We start from the raw sequence: 19,258 nt of genomic DNA, 5'->3' as shown, positions 1-19,258 counted from the left end.
AGTAAGATCCCTGAAAGATGATCAGGTTGATAGGTCAGAGGTGGAAGCGTGGCGACATGTGTAGCTGACTGATACTAATCGATCGAGGACTTAACCAAACTTTAAAAGCGTAAGCTTTACTCAGCAATCTGTTACCTAGTTTTGAGAGAATAATCTCATATAAATGTCTAGTGATAATGGCAAAGAGGTCACACCCGTTCCCATACCGAACACGGAAGTTAAGCTCTTTAGCGCCGATGGTAGTTGGGACTTTGTCCCTGTGAGAGTAGGACATCGCTAGGCATTTTTATTTTGCTTTTTTATCATCGCGGGGTGGAGCAGTTCGGTAGCTCGTCGGGCTCATAACCCGAAGGTCGCAGGTTCAAATCCTGTCCCCGCAACCAACATGGTCCCGTGGTGTAGCGGTTAACATGCCTGCCTGTCACGCAGGAGATCGCGGGTTCGATTCCCGTCGGGACCGCCATGTTTTAGAAACGAAACAATGTGTTTCGTCTTTTTTATTGTTTGAACCATTTTTATATAAAACTTTACCGTCCTTAGGAGCAATCCTAAGGAATTTTTTATATACAAAGAAATTTCTTTGTAGAATTGCGATGTTAAAGATTGTTGGATTTCTTACTGGATATGTATAGTCCACAACGTTTACAATATATATATACAGATTGAAATGAGGTTCTGAATGAATGACAGAGATTAATGAATTTACGTTTATGTCTACGTCTCCTGATGAAACTAATCAGCTGGCTGCTCGTCTAGCAACTTTATTAGAAGCTGGTGACGTGCTGCTGCTTGAAGGCGATTTGGGAGCTGGAAAGACAACATTCACAAAAAGTTTAGCTAAAGGCTTAGGAATTGAACGCAATGTGAATAGCCCGACATTTACTATCATTAAAGAATACAAAAGCGGTCGCCTTCCTCTTTACCATATGGATGTGTACCGTCTAGGGGATGAATTTGAAGACCTAGGGTTCGATGAGTATTTTGAAGGAGATGGCGTGACGGTCGTGGAGTGGGCTCACCTGATTGAAGAGCAGCTTCCTAATGAATATATTCAAATCAATATTTACCATGAAAACGAAACGACTCGTAAAATCCTTGTAAAAGCGATAGGCAGTCGGTACGTTGAAATATGTAAGGAGCTTTTTAAAAGATGAAAATGTTAGCCATTGATACATCCAATTTTGTCATGGGTGTTGCTGTCGTTGAAGAAAACAAAGTAATTGGAGAAATTATTACGAATCTAAAAAAGAATCACTCTGTTCGTGTGATGAACGCTGTGGAATCTTTGTTAAAAGATTGTGATATTGCGCCAAGCGAGCTAGACCGTATTGTAGTGGCACACGGTCCCGGGTCCTATACCGGTGTACGCATTGGTGTTACCATTGCCAAGACACTTGCTTGGACTTTAAATATTCCTTTAATAGGTGTATCTAGCCTTGAGGCACTAGCAGCAAACGGTCGTTATTTTGATGGATATATTGCTCCGTTATTTGATGCGCGCCGTCAGCAGCTTTATACAGGACTATATGAATGGAATAACGAACGAGGTCTTGTAGAAGTTGAAAGTGATCGACTTGTTATTAATAAGGACTGGGCGGAACATTTAAAGTCATACAACAAACCTATTTTATTCATAGGCAATGATCTTTCCATACATGAAGAGGCGTTAAAAGAAGTGTTGAGTGAACAAGCTGTATTTGCCCATGTTCAGCAGTTTAACCCAAGACCAAGTGAATTGGCTTTCTTAGGAATGAAGAAAGAGCCGCAGTCTGTGCATACTTTTGTTCCGAACTACATTCGTTTAGCTGAAGCAGAAGCCAACTGGCTTGCTTCACAGCAAAAAGGATAAAAGAAGGTATAACATGAAACTAACAATTAAGTTTCGTTTAATGGAAGTTAAAGATATTGATCAAGTAGTGAAAATCGAAGAGAAGTCTTTTACGACACCTTGGAGTGCAGAAGCATTTCAAAATGAGTTAACCAATAATCAATTTTCAACTTACATTGTGATGGAAGAAGGGGAAAATATTATTGGTTATTGCGGAACGTGGATTGTTATTGACGAAGCACATGTAACCAACATTGCGCTATTGCCAGACTACCGAGGCAAGGGACTCGGTGAATTGCTGCTGCGCAACGTGATGGACGTTCTTCGAAAACTAGGTGCTACGTCAATGACATTAGAAGTTAGGGTATCTAATCATATTGCACAATCATTGTATCAAAAGCTAGGTTTTAAACCTGGAGGTATTCGTAAGAATTATTATTCTGATAACAATGAGGATGCATTAGTTATGTGGGTGAATTTATGAATGAAAATCAATTAATTTTAGCATTAGAAACAAGCTGTGATGAGACAGCAGCAGCTGTGATTCGAAACGGTCATGAAATTGTAGCCAATGTGGTGGCCTCTCAAATAGAAAGCCATAAACGATTTGGCGGTGTCGTACCGGAAATTGCATCTCGTCATCATGTAGAACAAATTACAGTAGTAGTTGAAGAAACTTTAAATCAAGCGAACTTGACGTTTGCAGATATAGATGCAATAGCTGTAACGGAAGGACCAGGGCTTGTGGGAGCACTTCTTATTGGCGTAAATGCGGCCAAAGCGCTAGCATTTGCACATCAAAAGCCATTAATTGGTGTTCATCATATTGCAGGACATATTTATGCAAATCAGCTAATCAAAAAACTAGAATTCCCGCTCTTATCGCTAGTTGTATCTGGCGGGCATACGGAGCTTGTATACATGGAAAGTCACGGTCATTTTAAAGTAATCGGTGAAACAAGAGATGATGCAGCAGGAGAAGCCTACGATAAAGTAGCCCGCACGTTAAACCTTCCATATCCAGGCGGACCTCATATTGACCGCCTTGCACATGAAGGAGAGCCATTAATTGATTTGCCGCGTGCTTGGCTAGAAGAAGGATCCTATGATTTTAGTTTCAGTGGATTAAAATCAGCAGTTATTAACACTGTCCACAATGCGAAGCAAAAAGGTGAAGAGATTCTTCCACAAACACTTGCTGCTAGCTTTCAAGCGAGTGTCATTGATGTGTTAGTAACTAAAACGATTAAAGCTGCAAAGGAATATAACGTTAAGCAAGTTTTATTAGCAGGAGGAGTTGCTGCTAATAAAGGGCTTAGAGCAGCGCTAGAAGAGGCATTTGAACCCCTATCAAATATTGAGCTTATTATCCCGCCGCTATCTCTATGTACGGATAATGCCGCAATGATTGGAGCAGCAGCAAGCGTACGATTTGCTCAAGGAAAACGTTCAGATATGTCATTAAATGCAAACCCCGGTTTGGACTTGGAAGAGTAAGTGACGAATGAGATTTATTTCTCATTCGTCTTTTTTTTGTGGATAAAAATGATTTATCAACAATATTCAATAAATTTAGAATTGACTGTGGATAATTATGTGGAAAAGTCCGTGCGCTCAGTACACGGACCTGTTATCAACAAGTTTTAATTATGAAAATCAGACAGATATCCACTATTTATTCACAGAGTGGATAAAGCTTGCTCTTAAGCGCATGAACAAGTAAATAGGATGAATAGATACGCAAAAATATAGGCTACTCTTCTAGAAGCAGCTGTAATTCTTCCCACTCTTCCATTAATGTGGATAACTGTGAAGAAATTTTTTCATTTTCACCGTTTAATCTTGATACTTCTTCGTGATTTTGATAAATTTCAGGGTCACAAAGAAGTTCTTCATTCGCCGCTTGGGCGGCTTCTAATTTGTTTACTTCAGTTTCAATTTCTTCAATGCGGCGCGTTCGCTGTCTCATCAATTTCTTTTGTTCTTTATCTTGTTTATAGGACTGTTTATCTACTTTTACCGTACGTTCTTCGTTTGCTTTTATATTTTCTAATTCTTTGATTTCCTCTATTTCTGCTTTCTTTTCTACATAATAGTCATAATCTCCAAGAAATTCTTCTACTCCTTCAGGAGATAGCTCTGCTATTTTATTGGCAATACGATTAATAAAATAACGGTCATGTGAAACAAATAATAGAGTCCCTGGGTAATCAATTAACGCATTCTCGAGTACTTGTTTGCTATCTAAATCAAGATGGTTAGTAGGTTCATCCAAAATTAAGAAGTTAGCTTTTTGAAGCATAAGCTTCGCAAGAGCCAAACGTGCTTTTTCACCACCGCTGAGCGTGGAAACGATTTTCAGTACATCATCACCTGAAAACAGAAAATTTCCAAGCGCTGTACGGATTTCTTTTTCAGGTTTGGCTGGGTAGTCATCCCAAAGTTCATTTAAAACGGTTTTATTAGACGTTAAATTGGCTTGCTCTTGGTCGTAATAACCAACCATTACATTTGAGCCAAAGGAAATGGTTCCAGTCTTGAAGCTGAGTTTATCCACAATGCCTTTTAATAAAGTTGATTTCCCCACGCCATTAGGACCAACCAACGCAAGGCTTTCCCCTTTTTTAATGCGAAGATTTGCCTCTTGGACGACATAGTTGTGTTCATCATATCCGATAGACACATCTTCCAGATTTAAGACTTCATTTCCGCTTTGACGTTCAATTTCAAACGAAAAACTAGCTGATTTTTCGCCTTCGTTAGGTCGATTTATTAACTCCATTCGATCGAGCTGTTTACGTCTGCTTTGCGCACGTTTTGTAGTCGATGCGCGGGCGATGTTTCGCTGAATAAAATCATTCAGCTTTGCGACTTCATCTTGCTGCTTTTCGTACTGACGCAACTCTTTTTCATATCGCTCTGCTTTTTGTACAAGGTATTTAGAGTAGTTGCCCGTGTACTTCACCGTTGTTTTTTGTACGACTTCATACACTTGATTTACGACTTTATCAAGGAAGTAACGATCATGTGAAACGATTAAAATAGCTCCTTCATACCCTTGCAGAAACTGTTCCAGCCATGCTAAAGTTTCAATATCTAAGTGGTTGGTAGGCTCATCCAGAATAAGCAAATCAGGCTTTGTTAAAAGCAGTTTTGCAAGAGCCAGGCGCGTTTTTTGTCCACCGCTTAAGGAGGAAATAGGGGTGCTGTAGTCAAAGTTTGAAAAACGGAAACCGTGAAGAATAGATCGTGTATCCGCTTCATATTGATAGCCGCCTAAATCTTTAAACGTTACTTGAAGCTGATCATACTCTTTGGTTAGTTTTTCGTATTGAACTGAATCATTAAAAATGTCTGGATCACCCATCTTCGTTTCAAGCGTACGTAATTCTTTTTCCATCTTCTTTAATGGAGCAAAGACAGTCATCATTTCTTCCCATATGGAGAGTGTTGACTCAAGAACTGTATCTTGTCCCATATAATCAATGGAAACACCCTTAGGTTTAATAATTTCTCCGCTGTCATAGGAAAGCTGCTCAGCAATAATTTTTAATAAAGTTGATTTACCAGCACCGTTTCGTCCCACTAGGGCAATGCGGTCTTTTGATTGTACTTCTAACTTTATATTCGATAAAATGGGTTCTGCCCCATAGTATTTTGTAATACCGTTCAATTGTAGAATAATCATTTTTTCACCTCTAGTAGTATATCCATAGTGTATTTTAACATATTTTTAACTACAAGTTCTTCCTACAAGCGTTTGTAATTTGTAGAGGGACAAGGACAAATGATGAAGCGAATGTTTTGATTCATGAAATAAAATGATTTTACCTGCACATTTTATACAGGATACTATGTTAAAATAAGAGATAAGTGCATCTCTGAACTTATCTATGATGGATGTGAAAAAATCCGTCATGACTAACAAACCGATCCTTTGAAGGGCTAATTGCTTCGTTCTACATACCGACTTTAAGGAGTGCTGAATAGACAAAAGCCGTCGAGGTGTGAAGCGGAGTATATATAAAGCAAGAGAAAAGAGAGAGAATTGGAAGCGCTACCTCAAAGCGGTTGATGCTTTGTGAAAGGTAATGCAATATGACTTGAAAATGTTAGTAATGACATACATGAACTGAGGGGGTACAACGTGAACACTGAACAATTAAAAATACCACAAGCAACGGCTAAGCGATTGCCGCTTTATTATCGTTTTTTGAAAAATTTGCATGCTTCTGGTAAACAGCGTGTGTCGTCAGCGGAGTTAAGTGAGGCAGTGAAAGTGGATTCTGCTACTATTCGTCGGGACTTTTCTTACTTTGGTGCATTAGGAAAAAAGGGATACGGCTACAATGTGAATTATTTACTTACATTTTTCCGTAAAACGTTAGACCAAGATGAAGTAACGAAAGTAGCACTGATTGGCGTAGGGAATCTAGGAACGGCCTTTTTAAATTATAATTTTATTAAAAATAATAACACCAAAATTGAGTGCGCTTTTGATGTGATAGAAGATAAAGTAGGTACGAAAGTAGGCGACGTGCCGGTCTATCATCTTGACCAATTGGAAGATTATATGAGTGATGACATCTCAGTAGCGATTTTAACCGTTCCTGCCACTGTTGCTCAGCAAATTACTGATCGTTTAGTGAGTTGCGGAATTAAAGGAATTTTAAACTTTACTCCTGCACGCTTAAACGTACCGGATGAGATTCGACTCCATCATATTGATCTTGCTGTAGAATTACAGTCGCTCGTCTACTTTTTGAAAAATTATCCTGTTGAATAAGGCGGACTGTGTTACGATTTCCTTAAGTCTAAATTAATAAGGAGAGTGGGAATATGGGGATTGGAGCAGGCAGTTGGATTATTATTGCGATTGTAGCACTGCTTATTTTTGGACCGAAACGGTTACCGGAGCTAGGAAGATCAGTGGGCCAAACGCTTAGAGAGTTTAAGCATGCCGCTAGCGGTGCATCAGAAGATCGTGAAAAAGATAAACAGCGTCAAGTAGATGACAAAGAGTAAAAGGGTGATCATAGTATGACCGAACAAGAAATGTCAATATATGATCATATAGGAGAGCTGCGAAAACGCATTTTAATTGTTTTATTTTTCTTTGTGATTGCCACAATTGGCGGCTTTTTTATAGCGGATAAGGTTATTGTCTATTTACAGCATGCTGATGAGGCAAAGAATTTAACGATGAATGCATTTCGGTTAACAGATCCAGTTAAGATTTATATGCAATTTGCTGTTATTATCGGCTGTGTACTTGCAGCTCCTGTTGCACTGTATCAACTTTGGGCATTTATTAGTCCTGGTTTATATGAAAAAGAGCGTAAGGTAACGCTTGGATATATTCCTGTTTCCATTTTTCTCTTTATCGGCGGTGTCTCTTTTTCTTATTTTGTGTTGTTTCCATTTGTCGTTGATTTTATGACGCGCGTTTCTGATGAGCTGAATGTAAACCAAGTGATTGGCATTAATGAATACTTTTCTTTTTTAATGCAGCTCACACTGCCTTTTGGCTTGTTGTTTCAGCTTCCTGTCGTCGTTATGTTTTTGACGCGTTTAGGAATTATAACGCCTATGTTTTTATCTCAAATTCGAAAATATGCCTATTTCGTACTGCTAGTTATTGCCGCACTTATTACACCACCGGAATTGCTCTCGCACATGATGGTGACAGTGCCGCTCTTAATTTTGTATGAAATCAGCATCATTATTTCCCGCATTTCGTATCGCAAAGTGTTAAAGGCAAGGGCAGAGCAAGAAAGAGAAGATGTTAGTATGTAAAAAAAACCACTGAAACAGTGGTTTTTTTATTTGGATGAATCATCTTGATTTTTATATTGCTGCTGCAATTTTTTAATTTTGTAGTGCAAGATAAAGATGCGAACCGCAAACCTGAAATCGAATGCGGCTACGAGTGCAAATAAGATTGTGGGGAAATTCCAGACGGTTTCCTGGGCATTTTGAATTGCCAAGTAGGTGAATAAAATCCCCATAATAATATAAATAAACCCTCGTGTTAAAGGGATATTCTTCATAAAAACATGCCTCCAAAAATGAACTGCATTTGTTCTGCTTGTTTTTGCATTTCTATAATTTTATCTGCAAAAATAGTTTGAGATAAAATAACGATTGTATTCATCAAAACATGAGCAATAATAGGTACAACAATTAGTCTCGTCCTTGCATAAAGGAATGCAAATACAAATCCCATAGCTGTATACACAAGTAAATGTTTAAAATCCCAGTGTACCGCAGCGAAAATAAGGGAACTAATAAATGCAGAGATAAAGAAATTGTATCGTTTGTGAAGAGAACCAAAAATAATCTTTCGGAAAATAATCTCTTCTAGTATTGGTCCAATAACAGACGTAACGACAATAAGGAACGGCGTTGCTTTAACAAGATTAACAATATTTTGTGTGTTTTCAGATACTTGGGTAATGCCAAGAGCGTGCTCAATCATACCTGCTACAGCTTGACCAGCCATAGCGAGAAACACCCCAAGGACTGACCAGACAACAGCAATCGTTTTTCCAGCATGTTCTATACGCATGGACATGTCACGGCGCAGCAGCAGTAAGACAATAAGTAAACCAAGGATAAAGCTAATGATAGTCCAATAAGTCAAAAGCATGACATTCGCTGTTCGAACTGGATAGTCATCAAACATTCCTGTTAATTTTAACAGCGGTATACCAACAACTCCTGAAAACTGCATAAGGATGTAAGTGAGGATAACATACCAATAACGTTTTTCCAATCTTCTATACTCCTTTAAAAGGTTTTTATGTATATATGTCGAAGAAGTACTGTAAAGTTAGTAATTTCTTCTTGCTCGTATTGTAACATACATATTATTGAACAGAGAAAAGAATGCTTTATTTCTCAAAATCGTCGAAATCTAAGACTATTATATGTAGTTGTCGTAAATTTTAAATTTTTTTTGTTTAATACTTGCAAAAAAAACCCACTTTGTTTTAATATAATAATTGTGTTAGCACTCGTTGAGGTTGAGTGCTAATAAAAATGCAAACATATTATTTGAGGAGGTTGTTTCACTTGTTAAAGCCATTAGGTGATCGCGTAGTGATTGAACTTGTAAAATCTGAGGAAAAAACAGCAAGCGGTATCGTGTTACCGGACAGTGCAAAAGAAAAGCCACAAGAGGGTAAAATTGTTGCTGTAGGTACAGGCCGAGTATTAGAAAGCGGTGAGCGTGTAGCTTTAGAAGTAGCTGCGGGCGATCGTATCATCTTCTCAAAATATGCGGGTACTGAAGTAAAATACGAAGGTACTGAATACTTAATTTTACGCGAAAGCGATATTTTAGCTGTAATCGGCTAATTTTAACCACAAACTTATCATACGTAAAAAATAGATTATTAAGAACATCTTGAGGAGGTCAAAGAACATGGCAAAAGACATTAAATTTAGCGAAGAAGCACGTCGCGCAATGCTACGTGGTGTAGATACATTAGCAAATGCTGTAAAAGTAACGCTTGGACCAAAAGGTCGTAACGTTGTATTGGAAAAGAAATTCGGTTCACCGCTTATTACAAATGACGGTGTAACAATTGCAAAAGAAATCGAATTAGAAGACGCATTTGAAAATATGGGTGCTAAATTAGTAGCCGAAGTTGCTAGCAAAACAAACGACGTTGCTGGTGACGGTACAACTACTGCAACAGTTTTAGCGCAAGCAATGATCAGAGAAGGTCTTAAAAACGTAACGGCTGGTGCTAACCCAATGGGTATCCGTAAAGGTATGGAAAAAGCAGTAGCTGTAGCGGTTGAAGAACTAAAAGCAATCTCTAAACCAATTCAAGGTAAAGATTCAATTGCTCAAGTAGCGGCTATCTCAGCAGCTGACGAAGAAGTAGGTCAATTAATTGCTGAAGCAATGGAGCGCGTTGGTAACGACGGCGTTATCACACTTGAAGAATCAAAAGGTTTCACAACTGAATTAGAAGTGGTAGAAGGTATGCAGTTTGACCGTGGATATGCATCTCCTTACATGGTAACTGATTCAGATAAAATGGAAGCTGTATTAGATGATCCATACATCTTAATCACAGACAAAAAAATCGGTAACATTCAAGAAATCTTACCGGTATTAGAGCAAGTTGTTCAACAAGGCAAGCCGCTATTAATCATCGCTGAAGACGTAGAAGGCGAAGCTTTAGCAACATTAGTTGTGAACAAACTTCGTGGTACATTTACAGCTGTAGCTGTTAAAGCTCCTGGTTTTGGTGATCGTCGTAAAGCAATGCTACAAGACGTTGCGATCCTAACAGGCGGAGAAGTAATCACTGAAGAGCTTGGTCTTGACTTAAAAACAGCAGGCATCGATCAATTAGGTCGCGCTTCTAAAATTGTTGTAACAAAAGAAAATACAACAGTTGTAAACGGTGCAGGAAACGCAGAAGATATCCTAGCACGCGTAAACCAAATCAAAGCTCAGCTTGAAGAAACAACTTCAGAGTTTGACCGTGAAAAATTACAAGAGCGCTTAGCAAAACTTGCTGGTGGCGTAGCTGTAATCAAAGTTGGTGCGGCAACTGAAACTGAGTTAAAAGAACGTAAATTACGTATTGAAGATGCATTAAACTCTACGCGTGCTGCGGTTGAAGAAGGTATCGTAGCTGGTGGTGGTACTGCATTAGTAAATATCTATAATAAAGTAGCAAGCATCGAAGCTGACGGTGACACTGCTACAGGTATCAACATCGTATTGCGTGCGATTGAAGAGCCTGTACGTCAAATCGCTCACAACGCTGGTTTAGAAGGATCAGTAATCGTTGAGCGTCTAAAAGGCGAAGCAGTTGGAACTGGATTCAACGCTGCAACTGGCGAGTGGGTAAATATGCTAGACACTGGTATCGTTGACCCAACAAAAGTAACGCGTTCAGCTCTTCAAAATGCTTCTTCTGTAGCGGCTATGTTCTTAACAACTGAAGCAGTTGTTGCTGACAAGCCAGAAGAAGGCGGAGCTCCTGCAATGCCTGACATGGGCGGCATGGGTGGAATGGGCGGCATGATGTAATCACTGCCCTACCTAAAAAAGCGACCAAGTACTCACTTGGTCGCTTTTTTGTGTGCGTTAATATTTTCAGATTTTTTTAAAATTTGTTAAGATAGTACTATGTTTATTGGAAAACTTACTAAACTCAAGGCTTAACTGAGTTTTAAGGGGGAGCGTCGTTGATTCAGCTGGATCATATTAATAATAAATTAAACCAAGTATTAGAAAACATCGATCAAATTGTGATTGGAAAACGTCAGGTATCTGAGCTTAGTTTGGTTGCTTTACTTGCAGGAGGACATGTTTTGCTTGAAGATGTTCCGGGTGTGGGGAAAACGATGCTTGTGAAGGCACTGGCCAAATCGATTGATGCAGAATTTAAACGAATTCAATTCACGCCTGATTTGCTGCCGTCCGACGTAACAGGTGTTTCTATTTACAGTCCAAAAGACATGGAATTTCATTTTCGTCCAGGTCCTATCATGAGCCACATAGTACTCGCTGATGAGATTAACAGGACTTCTCCTAAAACACAATCGGCGCTTTTAGAAGCAATGGCTGAGCATCATGTAACAACCGATGGTATCACCCGGGAAATTCCGGCGCCTTTTTTTGTGATGGCTACTCAAAATCCCGTTGATTTTGATGGGACCTATCATTTGCCGGAAGCGCAGCTGGATCGTTTTTTATTCAAACTAAGCATGGGGTATCCTACGCAAGAAGAGGAGCTTCAAATTTTAAATGGCGTATCGACTCAAGTTAATCTTGAAGATGTCAAACCTGTTATGAGCGTTCCAGAATTAGTACAGGCTCAAAAAGCTGTAAGCAGTATTTATGTAGATGATACGATCAAGAACTATATCATTGAAATTATTCGCAAAACTCGCTCTCATCCACATGTTTCATTAGGTATTAGTCCTCGTGGCACGGTTTCCTTTATGAAGGCTATTCAAGCATATGCGTTAGTAAAGGGAAGAGATTACTCTCTTCCTGATGATGTTCAAGAGCTTGCTTCGTATGTGTGTGCACATCGCTTAACGCTAAGACCTGATACTCAGTACAGCGGTTTAACAGCGAGTGATGTGATGAAGCAAATTATGGCTGATACGAAAGTACCTGTTAAAAGGTAAGAGGATAATTTATGAAACAGTATATAAAAGTGATATGGAACAAAGGTAGAGACTGGTTCGTTTTATTCTGCATCTTTACCGCTACGTTTTCTTACGCCATGTTTCAAGGAGGCTTTGTCAGCTGGTTTTTATTTTATAGCTTCTTACCTTTTGGATTATATGCGGTAGCCGTGTTGCTCTATCCGTTGAAGAAGTGGAATGTTGCTCGTGATGTGAAGCTACAGCCTCGATTCGCTGGAGATCATCTTTCTTATGACATTCACATTACACGCTCCTCGGCTTTTCCTGTTTATATGGCAGCGGTGAAAGAGGAGAGTAACCTTTTAGATCAAGAAGAAAGAACAATTTATCCGCTTTTTCAACGAAACGCTGTTATTCCGTATGAAAGATCGTTTGTAGAAAGAGGAGAATATGAATTTTTTACGATTTCAATTGAAATTAGTGATTTATTAGGCATCGTAAAAAAGAAGGCATATTTTCTACTGCAGCAGCGATTTATCGTTTATCCTCAGATTCATAAGATAGATATCCCGTTTCTTTTAGCGGGAATAGAAGAAGGGAAAAATGAAGTTTCTACGGGAAATCAATCTACTACGTTAGTGACAGGCATTAGAGAATATCAGCCGGGTGACCGATTAGGATCTATCGATTGGAAGGCGACCGCTCGTAAAGCTACGTTGATTTCTAAAGAGTTTGGTCATTATCATGAACGGAGTATAATTATCATTGCAGATGTTATGGGCCCTCTATACTTTGAAGAGCGAATGAGCTTTCTGGCATCCATGCTCATTCATGAAGAAACCAAGCGTAAAAAAGTCGATTTTCTTTTAGCTGGAGATGCCCTTTTTTCGCAGAAAACCTCTGAACAAAGGGAGGCTGATAACCTGTTGCATCACTTAGCACGTGCACAGCCTATTAGCAATCGAGCATTCGAAACAGAATTTCAGAATATTGCTATTCAAAAGCAGCATTCTTTTATGGTCATTGTCAGTCAAGTTACAGGGACTCTTATTGGCCAGATTCAATCCAAGCTGAGCCCTCATGCTAAGGCTTCACTCATTGTCGTTAAAAATGAAGGAGCGGGGCTTAGTGAGGAAGAGACAGTTATTGTAAATGGCATACAATCTTCTGCTTTAACAATTGAAGTCGTTCATATTGATCTTCCTCTATCACTAAAGGAAGTGAGGGCGGAAATAAGTGAATAAATCAGCTTGGTATGTAAAAAACGTCTTATTATACGCGGGAGCTTTCTTTTTATTAGTGGAATGGCTTCTCCCTTTAAATGAAGTCACTGATACGAATCAAATTCAATACTTTATCCTGTTTGTCGCTTACTGTTTTTTGAGCTTAACGTTTCGATTGCCGTTTATTGTGATGACGTTAGGGAGCATGTTGTTTATTTTGTTTTCACTTCACAGTCTCTATTTCCAAGGTGCCTTCTTTTCTTCAGAATGGCTTCCAAGACTTTTGGAAATTCTTCAGTCAGATGTACAAAGTATCATGGAGTGGAATATAGCGAATTTATCCTTTGAAATGAGGAGCACTTTATTTTTTATCCTGCTTTGGATTATGGCTTATTTAATTCGATATTGGATCTTTTATCAAAAAAGAATTTTCTTCTTTTTCTTCTTAACCATTTTGTATATTACCGTATTGGATACCTTTTCTACTTACGATGCCGGAGCTGCTATTATTCGCGTGACGATTATCGGATTTTTATTAGTAGCCATGCTTCGCATCAATCCTGAACGTATAAAAGGTGCTAGCACCGAGCGTTTAGAAAATAGAAAACGATCGTTTCTTTTTCTAGGCAGTTTTTTAGCCATTGTCATTGTGCTGGCTTATCTCGCCCCTAAACCAGGTCCGCAGTGGCCAGATCCGGTCCCTTTTATTGCAGCTCACACAACACATCAAGGACAGGGAGAATCTGCAAGCGGTCAACGAATTGGCTATGATATGGACGATTCTAAATTGGGGGGATCCTTTGTCAATGATGATACGGTTGTGTTTACAGCTAAAGTAGAGGATGAGCACTATTGGCGTATTGAAACGAAGGATGTGTATACAGGTAAGGGCTGGGAGCTGTCTAAAGAGGAAGAAAAAGTGCCTTTCAAAGGAAATGAAAACTTACTCCCTCAATATGATTCAAGTGTTGCAGGAGAAGTAAGAAAAGCAGAAGTTACCTATTCGCAGCCTTCTGTTCATCTTATGCATGTTCCTCAACTGCTGTCTCTAACCTTAAAAAATGGCATTCAAACCGATGTTACACCGACAAATGAAAAATTATATCCTTATCAAAATGACAAACTTGTTACTGTTCAATCGTATGAGCTAACGTATAAATATCCTGTGTTTGATACCGGGCTTCTTCAGCAAGCAGAGGAGAAAAAGTCAGAGAGTCTAGAGAATAATAATGAATTTATAGCAAGGTATACACAGCTTCCTGCTAATTTGCCAAAACGAGTAAAGGATTTAGCTCGTACGATAACAAAAAATAAAAACAATCGCTATGAAAAAGCGAAAGCCGTTGAAGAATACTTCCGATCCAATCCATATGTATATGATACTGAAAATGTTTCAATTCCTACGAAGAATAAAGATTATGTGGATCAATTTTTATTTGATACAAAAAGAGGATACTGTGATAACTTCTCTACTTCTATGGTCGTGCTGCTTCGTTCATTAGATATTCCTGCTCGGTGGGTAAAGGGCTATACAGAAGGTGATGCCACCGTTATTTCAGGAAGTAGTAAGTGGACAACCTATGAAATTACACAAAATAATGCTCATTCTTGGGTCGAAGTCTATTTTCCAGGAGCGGGCTGGGTACCTTTTGAACCAACAAAAAGTTTTTCTAATCCTTATGATTTTGTAGATAGCCAACCTAACAACTCTAGTGAAAATAGTCAAAGGGAAGAAGAGAAACAAGAAACGCAAGTCAAGGAGCAGCCTAAGAAGAAAGAGCTTCCGGCACAAGAGAAAAGAGAGAAAGAAAAAACAGCTTCTCTTCAAAATGCTAAGTTGTCTATGAAATGGAAAGTGCTTTTCTACGGACTGATTGTAGTTATGTTAATAGTAATATATCTCAATCGATTTAAATGGTTTTTACCTTTTTATATCTCTTTTTATAAAAAGAAAGAGAGTGTGGAAACCTTTGAATCAGCGTATGCTTTTTTACTTAAAAGACTCGCTGCAAATGGACTAAAACGGCAAGAAAATCAAACGCTGCGCGACTTTGCAGGAGAAGTAGACGAAAAATTAAATACGGTAAATATGCTAAAATTAACGGAAAAATACGAGCGGGTTTTATATCGAAATGCAGATTCCATAAAAGAATGGAAAGAGTCGATTGAATTGTGGGAAAATTTAATCAAAAAAACGAGTTCTTGACCATTGTTTCGCGGATTGATAGAATATTCTCGAACTTACTATAAATGTTTCGTATACCTTCATATATCCTCGATAATATGGTTCGAGAGTCTCTACCGGGTCACCTTAAACGATCTGACTATGAAGGCAGAACAGTCTATTTGACGATAAACGTCGTGCTCAACTAGACTTCTGCCTTTGTTTTTTGAGGGAGAAGTCTAGTTTTTTTTATATTTTAGGGCATAATAACAAGTGATTATTTACACATTCGGAGAGGTGAACAAGATGGAAGGCATGATTGTTGTATTAGATTTTGGTAGTCAATATAACCAACTGATTACGCGTCGCATTCGCGAGTTCGGAGTATATAGTGAATTGCATCCGCACACAATTACAGCAGAAGAGATTAAAGCATTAAATCCAAAGGGAATTATTTTCTCTGGAGGCCCAAACAGTGTGTACGGTGAAAACGCATTTCACTGCGATGAAAACATTTTTGAATTAGGTATTCCTGTTTTAGGTATTTGTTATGGAATGCAATTAATGACTCATCATTTTGGCGGGAAGGTAGAAGGTGCTAGCCATCGTGAATATGGTAAAGCAGCGATTAACGTACAAAACGATTCATTAATGTACCATGAGTTGCCAAAAGAACAAGTTGTTTGGATGAGTCACGGTGATTTAGTTGTAGAAACACCAGCTGGTTTTGAAGTGGACGCAACTAGCCCATCTTGTCCAATTGCCGCAATGAGTAACAAAGAAAAGAATATGTACGGAGTGCAGTTCCATCCAGAAGTTCGCCATTCAGTGCACGGTAACCATATCTTAAAGAACTTCGTGTTTGAAGTATGTCATGCTGAAGCAAACTGGTCAATTGAGAACTTCATTGAAGTTGAAATGGATAAAATCCGTGAAACAGTTGGAGATAGAAAAGTACTTTGCGCACTTAGCGGCGGAGTAGACTCTTCGGTAGTAGCTGTATTAATTCACAAAGCAATTGGTGATCAGTTAACATGTATGTTCGTAGATCACGGTTTATTACGTAAAGGTGAAGCTGAAAGCGTAATGGAAACATTTAGCGAAGGCTTTAATATGAACGTAATTAAAATCGATGCAAAAGATCGCTTCTTAGAAAAATTAAGCGGTGTATCAGATCCTGAACAAAAGCGTAAAATCATCGGTAATGAATTTATTTATGTATTCGATGACGAAGCTGCTAAATTAAAAGGGTTTGATTTCCTAGCTCAAGGTACGCTATACACAGATATTATCGAGAGTGGGACAGCTACAGCTCAAACGATTAAATCTCACCATAATGTAGGTGGATTACCGGAAGATATGCAGTTCAAACTAATCGAACCGTTAAACACGCTATTCAAAGATGAAGTACGTGCATTAGGTTCTGAATTAGGTATTCCTGATAACATCGTTTGGCGTCAGCCTTTCCCAGGGCCAGGTCTAGGTATTCGTGTACTTGGTGCAATTACGGAAGAGAAGTTAGAAATTGTACGTGAGTCGGATGCTATTTTACGTGAAGAGATTGCAAAAGCAGACTTAGAGCGCGATATCTGGCAATACTTTACGGTTCTTCCTGACATCCGCAGTGTAGGTGTAATGGGAGATGCTCGTACGTATGATTACACAATCGGTATTCGTGCTGTTACATCGATTGATGGTATGACTTCTGACTGGGCGCGTATTCCTTGGGATGTGCTTGAAGTTATCTCAACGCGTATTGTAAACGAAGTTAAGCATATTAACCGCGTAGTGTATGATATTACAAGTAAGCCACCTGCAACAATTGAATGGGAATAATATGTAAGAAAACCGAACAAACGAACATTCTTTTATAAGAATGTTCGTTTTTTGTTGACTTTTTTAAAAAGTTAATGGTAGGATAGTAACATAAAACAGCGAGATATAGCTTTAATGTCGTATAATCTTGGGGATAAGGCCCAAAAGTTTCTACCGAGCTACCGTAAATGGCTTGACTACGAGAAAGTAATACATGTATGTATAAAAATCTTTTGTTTTTTGCTCATACATTTCTCTTTTAGTCGATTTTATGCCTTTACGCGCCATAGCGTAGAGGCATTTTTTTATGGCCTGTCTAAGTGCATGCGGCTTCTATAAAGGGAGGAAAAAACGTGAAGAAGTATTTTCGTTTTGAAGAGCTGGGTACTAGCTACCGAAAAGAGTTTATAGCTGGCCTTACAACTTTTCTATCTATGGCTTACATTTTATTTGTTAATCCATCTGTGCTATCACTAAGTGATGTAAAGGATCTACCTGACAGTATGAGAATGGACCAAGGGGCTGTATTTACAGCTACTGCTTTAGCGGCAGCTTTGGGATCAATTGTTATGGGAGTGCTTGGTAGATATCCAATTTCATTAGCTCCAGGTATGGGATTAAACGCATTTTTTGCTTATACAGTTGTTCTGACGATGGGAATTCCATGGCAGACGGCTTTAACGGGTGTTATGATATCAGGTGTTATTTTTATTCTTTTAACATTAACAAGCCTGCGAGAAAAAATTATTAATTCTATTCCTATTGAATTAAAAATGGCTGTTGGAGCAGGTATTGGTTTATTTATTAGTTTTATTGGTATGAAAGGTGCGGGAATCATCGTCAAAGATGATGCCACATTCGTTGGACTGGGTGATTTGACGAACCCAACAACATTACTTGCGGTTTTTGGTATTGTCATTACTATTGTATTAATGGTGCTTCGAGTAAATGCAGCTGTATTTATCGGTATGATTGTAACGGCTGTAGCAGGTATGGCTTTTGGATTAATTGATACACCTAAAGCAGTGGTTTCATCGGTTCCTAGTCTTGACCCAACGTTTGGGGCAGCTTTCCAAAATATCGGTGATATCTTTACTGTAAAGATGCTAGTCGTCATTTTAACTTTCTTATTCGTTGATTTCTTCGATACAGCAGGTACGATGGTTGCTGTAGCGAGTCAAGCTGGGCTTATGAAAGATAATAAGCTTCCGCGAGCGGGCAGAGCGTTATTGGCAGATTCTAGTGCGATTGTAGTTGGTGCTGTTCTTGGTACCTCATCAACAACAGCTTACGTAGAGTCTACGGCTGGAGTAGCAGCGGGCGGACGTTCAGGATTTACTGCAATTGTAACGGCGGCGTTTTTCTTAGTTGCACTGTTCTTTTCTCCGTTGTTAGCGGTCGTAACACCAGCTGTTACTGCGCCAGCTTTAATTACGGTAGGAGCTCTGATGGTGTCAAACTTAGGAGAAATCAATTGGAAAGAGTTCGAAGTGGCAGTTCCGGCATTTTTCACGGTGATCATGATGCCATTAACGTACAGTATTGCAACAGGCATTGCGGTTGGCTTTATCTTTTATCCTATTACAATGTTATGCAGCAAGCGTGGAAAAGAAGTGCATCCCATTATGTATGCTCTCTGTATCATCTTCATACTCTATTTCGCGTTCTTAGCAGAATAGTTTAAATAAAAAAGCTCAGTTTAATGACTGGGCTTTTTTTTTATGGTAAGATAAGAAAACTGCATAGCGGCTAGATTGCTATTGTAATAGAGGTTAATTGGTTACTTTACTGAAGGTTTACTTCATTAACTTTTTTATTTATAAAGTTTTTTAGAAAAACGATTGACTCTATATATTATATATGGTAAATTATTAAATGTCGCTGATGAACAGCGCAGTTGAGAGAAACATCTTAAAAAAGATGTTGACATCAAAATAATAGAATGTTATACTAATAAAGTTGCTTCAGAGCAACGGTTGAACTTTGAAAACTGAACAAAGCGACAAACGTCAACGTTAATTTTTATTTTTTAAATGAGCAAGTCAAACATTTCTTCGGAGAGTTTGATCCTGGCTCAGGATGAACGCTGGCGGCGTGCCT

17 protein-coding genes, 2 tRNA genes, 2 rRNA genes and 2 riboswitches are annotated in these 19,258 nt (G+C 38.7%); of the genes, 18 read left to right on the top strand and 3 right to left on the bottom strand.

Annotated elements, in window-relative coordinates; translation table 11 throughout:
• The 8 genes from ACNHOZ_RS28390 to tsaD all read left to right on the top strand — a co-directional run.
• Positions 1-98: ribosomal RNA gene (locus tag ACNHOZ_RS28390) — 23S ribosomal RNA — on the top strand; the annotation flags it as partial.
• 68 nt (positions 99-166) lie between these two features.
• A 5S ribosomal RNA gene (rrf, locus tag ACNHOZ_RS28385) occupies positions 167-282 on the top strand.
• Positions 283-306: 24 nt separating this feature from the next.
• Positions 307-383, top strand: a tRNA-Met gene (locus tag ACNHOZ_RS28380).
• A gap of 4 nt (positions 384-387) precedes the next feature.
• Positions 388-463: transfer RNA gene (locus ACNHOZ_RS28375), tRNA-Asp, on the top strand.
• Between the two features lie 220 nt (positions 464-683).
• Entirely contained in the window at positions 684-1,154 is a 471-nt protein-coding gene (gene tsaE, locus ACNHOZ_RS28370; protein ID WP_013081426.1) for a tRNA (adenosine(37)-N6)-threonylcarbamoyltransferase complex ATPase subunit type 1 TsaE, read from the top strand.
• On the top strand, positions 1,151-1,849 hold the full coding sequence (tsaB, locus tag ACNHOZ_RS28365; protein WP_048022397.1) for a tRNA (adenosine(37)-N6)-threonylcarbamoyltransferase complex dimerization subunit type 1 TsaB: 699 nt from the start codon (positions 1,151-1,153) through the stop codon (positions 1,847-1,849). The genes tsaE and tsaB overlap by 4 nt, the downstream gene beginning before the upstream one ends.
• A gap of 13 nt (positions 1,850-1,862) precedes the next feature.
• Complete coding sequence (gene rimI / locus ACNHOZ_RS28360; protein ID WP_028412696.1) at positions 1,863-2,312, top strand: ribosomal protein S18-alanine N-acetyltransferase; 450 nt, start codon at positions 1,863-1,865, stop codon at positions 2,310-2,312.
• Positions 2,309-3,325: a tRNA (adenosine(37)-N6)-threonylcarbamoyltransferase complex transferase subunit TsaD gene (gene tsaD / locus ACNHOZ_RS28355; RefSeq protein ID WP_080754517.1), complete on the top strand. Its 1,017-nt coding sequence runs from the start codon at positions 2,309-2,311 to the stop codon at positions 3,323-3,325. Before rimI ends, tsaD begins: the two co-directional genes overlap by 4 nt.
• A 256-nt stretch (positions 3,326-3,581) precedes the next feature.
• Here tsaD and ACNHOZ_RS28350 read toward each other — a convergent pair whose 3' ends face one another.
• A complete protein-coding gene (locus tag ACNHOZ_RS28350; protein ID WP_033580896.1) occupies positions 3,582-5,516 on the bottom strand; it encodes an ABC-F family ATP-binding cassette domain-containing protein in 1,935 nt (644 codons plus the stop codon).
• Between the two features lie 459 nt (positions 5,517-5,975).
• Here ACNHOZ_RS28350 and ACNHOZ_RS28345 point away from each other — a divergent pair, with 459 nt between their 5' ends.
• From ACNHOZ_RS28345 to tatC, 3 genes are read left to right on the top strand one after another with little or no spacing between them, the layout of a single operon-like run.
• Positions 5,976-6,614, top strand: coding sequence for a redox-sensing transcriptional repressor Rex (locus tag ACNHOZ_RS28345; RefSeq protein WP_028410376.1), 639 nt, complete (start codon positions 5,976-5,978; stop codon positions 6,612-6,614).
• A 53-nt stretch (positions 6,615-6,667) separates the two neighbouring features.
• On the top strand, positions 6,668-6,853 hold the full coding sequence (gene tatA, locus ACNHOZ_RS28340; RefSeq protein WP_013055022.1) for a twin-arginine translocase TatA/TatE family subunit: 186 nt from the start codon (positions 6,668-6,670) through the stop codon (positions 6,851-6,853).
• Positions 6,854-6,868: 15 nt separating this feature from the next.
• On the top strand, positions 6,869-7,624 hold the full coding sequence (tatC, locus tag ACNHOZ_RS28335; protein ID WP_013055023.1) for a twin-arginine translocase subunit TatC: 756 nt from the start codon (positions 6,869-6,871) through the stop codon (positions 7,622-7,624).
• 26 nt (positions 7,625-7,650) lie between these two features.
• Here the strand turns inward: tatC and ACNHOZ_RS28330 are convergent, their stop codons facing one another.
• Both ACNHOZ_RS28330 and ACNHOZ_RS28325 read right to left on the bottom strand, forming a co-directional pair.
• Positions 7,651-7,878, bottom strand: coding sequence for a YdiK family protein (locus ACNHOZ_RS28330; protein WP_013055024.1), 228 nt, complete (start codon positions 7,876-7,878; stop codon positions 7,651-7,653).
• Positions 7,875-8,603 (bottom strand): CPBP family intramembrane glutamic endopeptidase, encoded by a 729-nt coding sequence (locus tag ACNHOZ_RS28325; protein WP_028412699.1) that lies wholly within the window; start codon positions 8,601-8,603, stop codon positions 7,875-7,877. Before ACNHOZ_RS28325 ends, ACNHOZ_RS28330 begins: the two co-directional genes overlap by 4 nt.
• 299 nt (positions 8,604-8,902) lie before the next feature.
• Between ACNHOZ_RS28325 and groES the strand changes: the two genes are divergently transcribed.
• From groES to ACNHOZ_RS28290, 7 genes are all read left to right on the top strand, one after another.
• Positions 8,903-9,187: a co-chaperone GroES gene (gene groES, locus ACNHOZ_RS28320; protein ID WP_013055026.1), complete on the top strand. Its 285-nt coding sequence runs from the start codon at positions 8,903-8,905 to the stop codon at positions 9,185-9,187.
• Positions 9,188-9,254: 67 nt separating this feature from the next.
• The gene (groL, locus tag ACNHOZ_RS28315) at positions 9,255-10,886 is read left to right on the top strand and encodes a chaperonin GroEL (RefSeq protein ID WP_028412700.1); all 1,632 of its coding nucleotides are present in this window, start codon (positions 9,255-9,257) and stop codon (positions 10,884-10,886) included.
• A 158-nt stretch (positions 10,887-11,044) separates the two neighbouring features.
• A complete protein-coding gene (locus ACNHOZ_RS28310; RefSeq protein ID WP_048022395.1) occupies positions 11,045-11,995 on the top strand; it encodes an AAA family ATPase in 951 nt (316 codons plus the stop codon).
• A gap of 11 nt (positions 11,996-12,006) precedes the next feature.
• Positions 12,007-13,200 (top strand): DUF58 domain-containing protein, encoded by a 1,194-nt coding sequence (locus ACNHOZ_RS28305; protein ID WP_230624709.1) that lies wholly within the window; start codon positions 12,007-12,009, stop codon positions 13,198-13,200.
• Positions 13,193-15,385 carry a transglutaminase TgpA family protein gene (locus ACNHOZ_RS28300; RefSeq protein WP_048022394.1) on the top strand — a complete coding sequence of 731 codons (2,193 nt, stop codon included), beginning with the start codon at positions 13,193-13,195 and terminating at the stop codon, positions 15,383-15,385. Before ACNHOZ_RS28305 ends, ACNHOZ_RS28300 begins: the two co-directional genes overlap by 8 nt.
• Positions 15,386-15,424: 39 nt before the next feature.
• A riboswitch (purine riboswitch) is annotated at positions 15,425-15,526 on the top strand.
• Positions 15,527-15,649: 123 nt separating this feature from the next.
• Positions 15,650-17,179, top strand: coding sequence for a glutamine-hydrolyzing GMP synthase (guaA, locus tag ACNHOZ_RS28295; RefSeq protein WP_028412703.1), 1,530 nt, complete (start codon positions 15,650-15,652; stop codon positions 17,177-17,179).
• Between the two features lie 97 nt (positions 17,180-17,276).
• Positions 17,277-17,378: riboswitch (purine riboswitch) on the top strand.
• A 133-nt stretch (positions 17,379-17,511) separates the two neighbouring features.
• Positions 17,512-18,837 carry an NCS2 family permease gene (locus ACNHOZ_RS28290; protein WP_013055032.1) on the top strand — a complete coding sequence of 442 codons (1,326 nt, stop codon included), beginning with the start codon at positions 17,512-17,514 and terminating at the stop codon, positions 18,835-18,837.
• Positions 18,838-19,258 lie beyond the last annotated feature (421 nt).

Source organism: Priestia sp. D51 (assembly GCF_053345675.1).
The sequence above is the reverse complement of the archived record's forward strand: the minus strand, read 5'-3'. Positions and strand labels throughout refer to the sequence as shown.

Coding starts and splice junctions, on each gene's coding strand:
- tsaE (WP_013081426.1), top strand. CDS start 684: ATGACAGAGATTAATGAATTTACGTTTATGTCTACGTCTCCTGATGAA.
- tsaB (WP_048022397.1), top strand. CDS start 1,151: ATGAAAATGTTAGCCATTGATACATCCAATTTTGTCATGGGTGTTGCT.
- rimI (WP_028412696.1), top strand. CDS start 1,863: ATGAAACTAACAATTAAGTTTCGTTTAATGGAAGTTAAAGATATTGAT.
- tsaD (WP_080754517.1), top strand. CDS start 2,309: ATGAATGAAAATCAATTAATTTTAGCATTAGAAACAAGCTGTGATGAG.
- ACNHOZ_RS28350 (WP_033580896.1), bottom strand. CDS start 5,516: ATGATTATTCTACAATTGAACGGTATTACAAAATACTATGGGGCAGAA.
- tatA (WP_013055022.1), top strand. CDS start 6,668: ATGGGGATTGGAGCAGGCAGTTGGATTATTATTGCGATTGTAGCACTG.
- tatC (WP_013055023.1), top strand. CDS start 6,869: ATGACCGAACAAGAAATGTCAATATATGATCATATAGGAGAGCTGCGA.
- ACNHOZ_RS28330 (WP_013055024.1), bottom strand. CDS start 7,878: ATGAAGAATATCCCTTTAACACGAGGGTTTATTTATATTATTATGGGG.
- groL (WP_028412700.1), top strand. CDS start 9,255: ATGGCAAAAGACATTAAATTTAGCGAAGAAGCACGTCGCGCAATGCTA.
- ACNHOZ_RS28305 (WP_230624709.1), top strand. CDS start 12,007: ATGAAACAGTATATAAAAGTGATATGGAACAAAGGTAGAGACTGGTTC.
- guaA (WP_028412703.1), top strand. CDS start 15,650: ATGGAAGGCATGATTGTTGTATTAGATTTTGGTAGTCAATATAACCAA.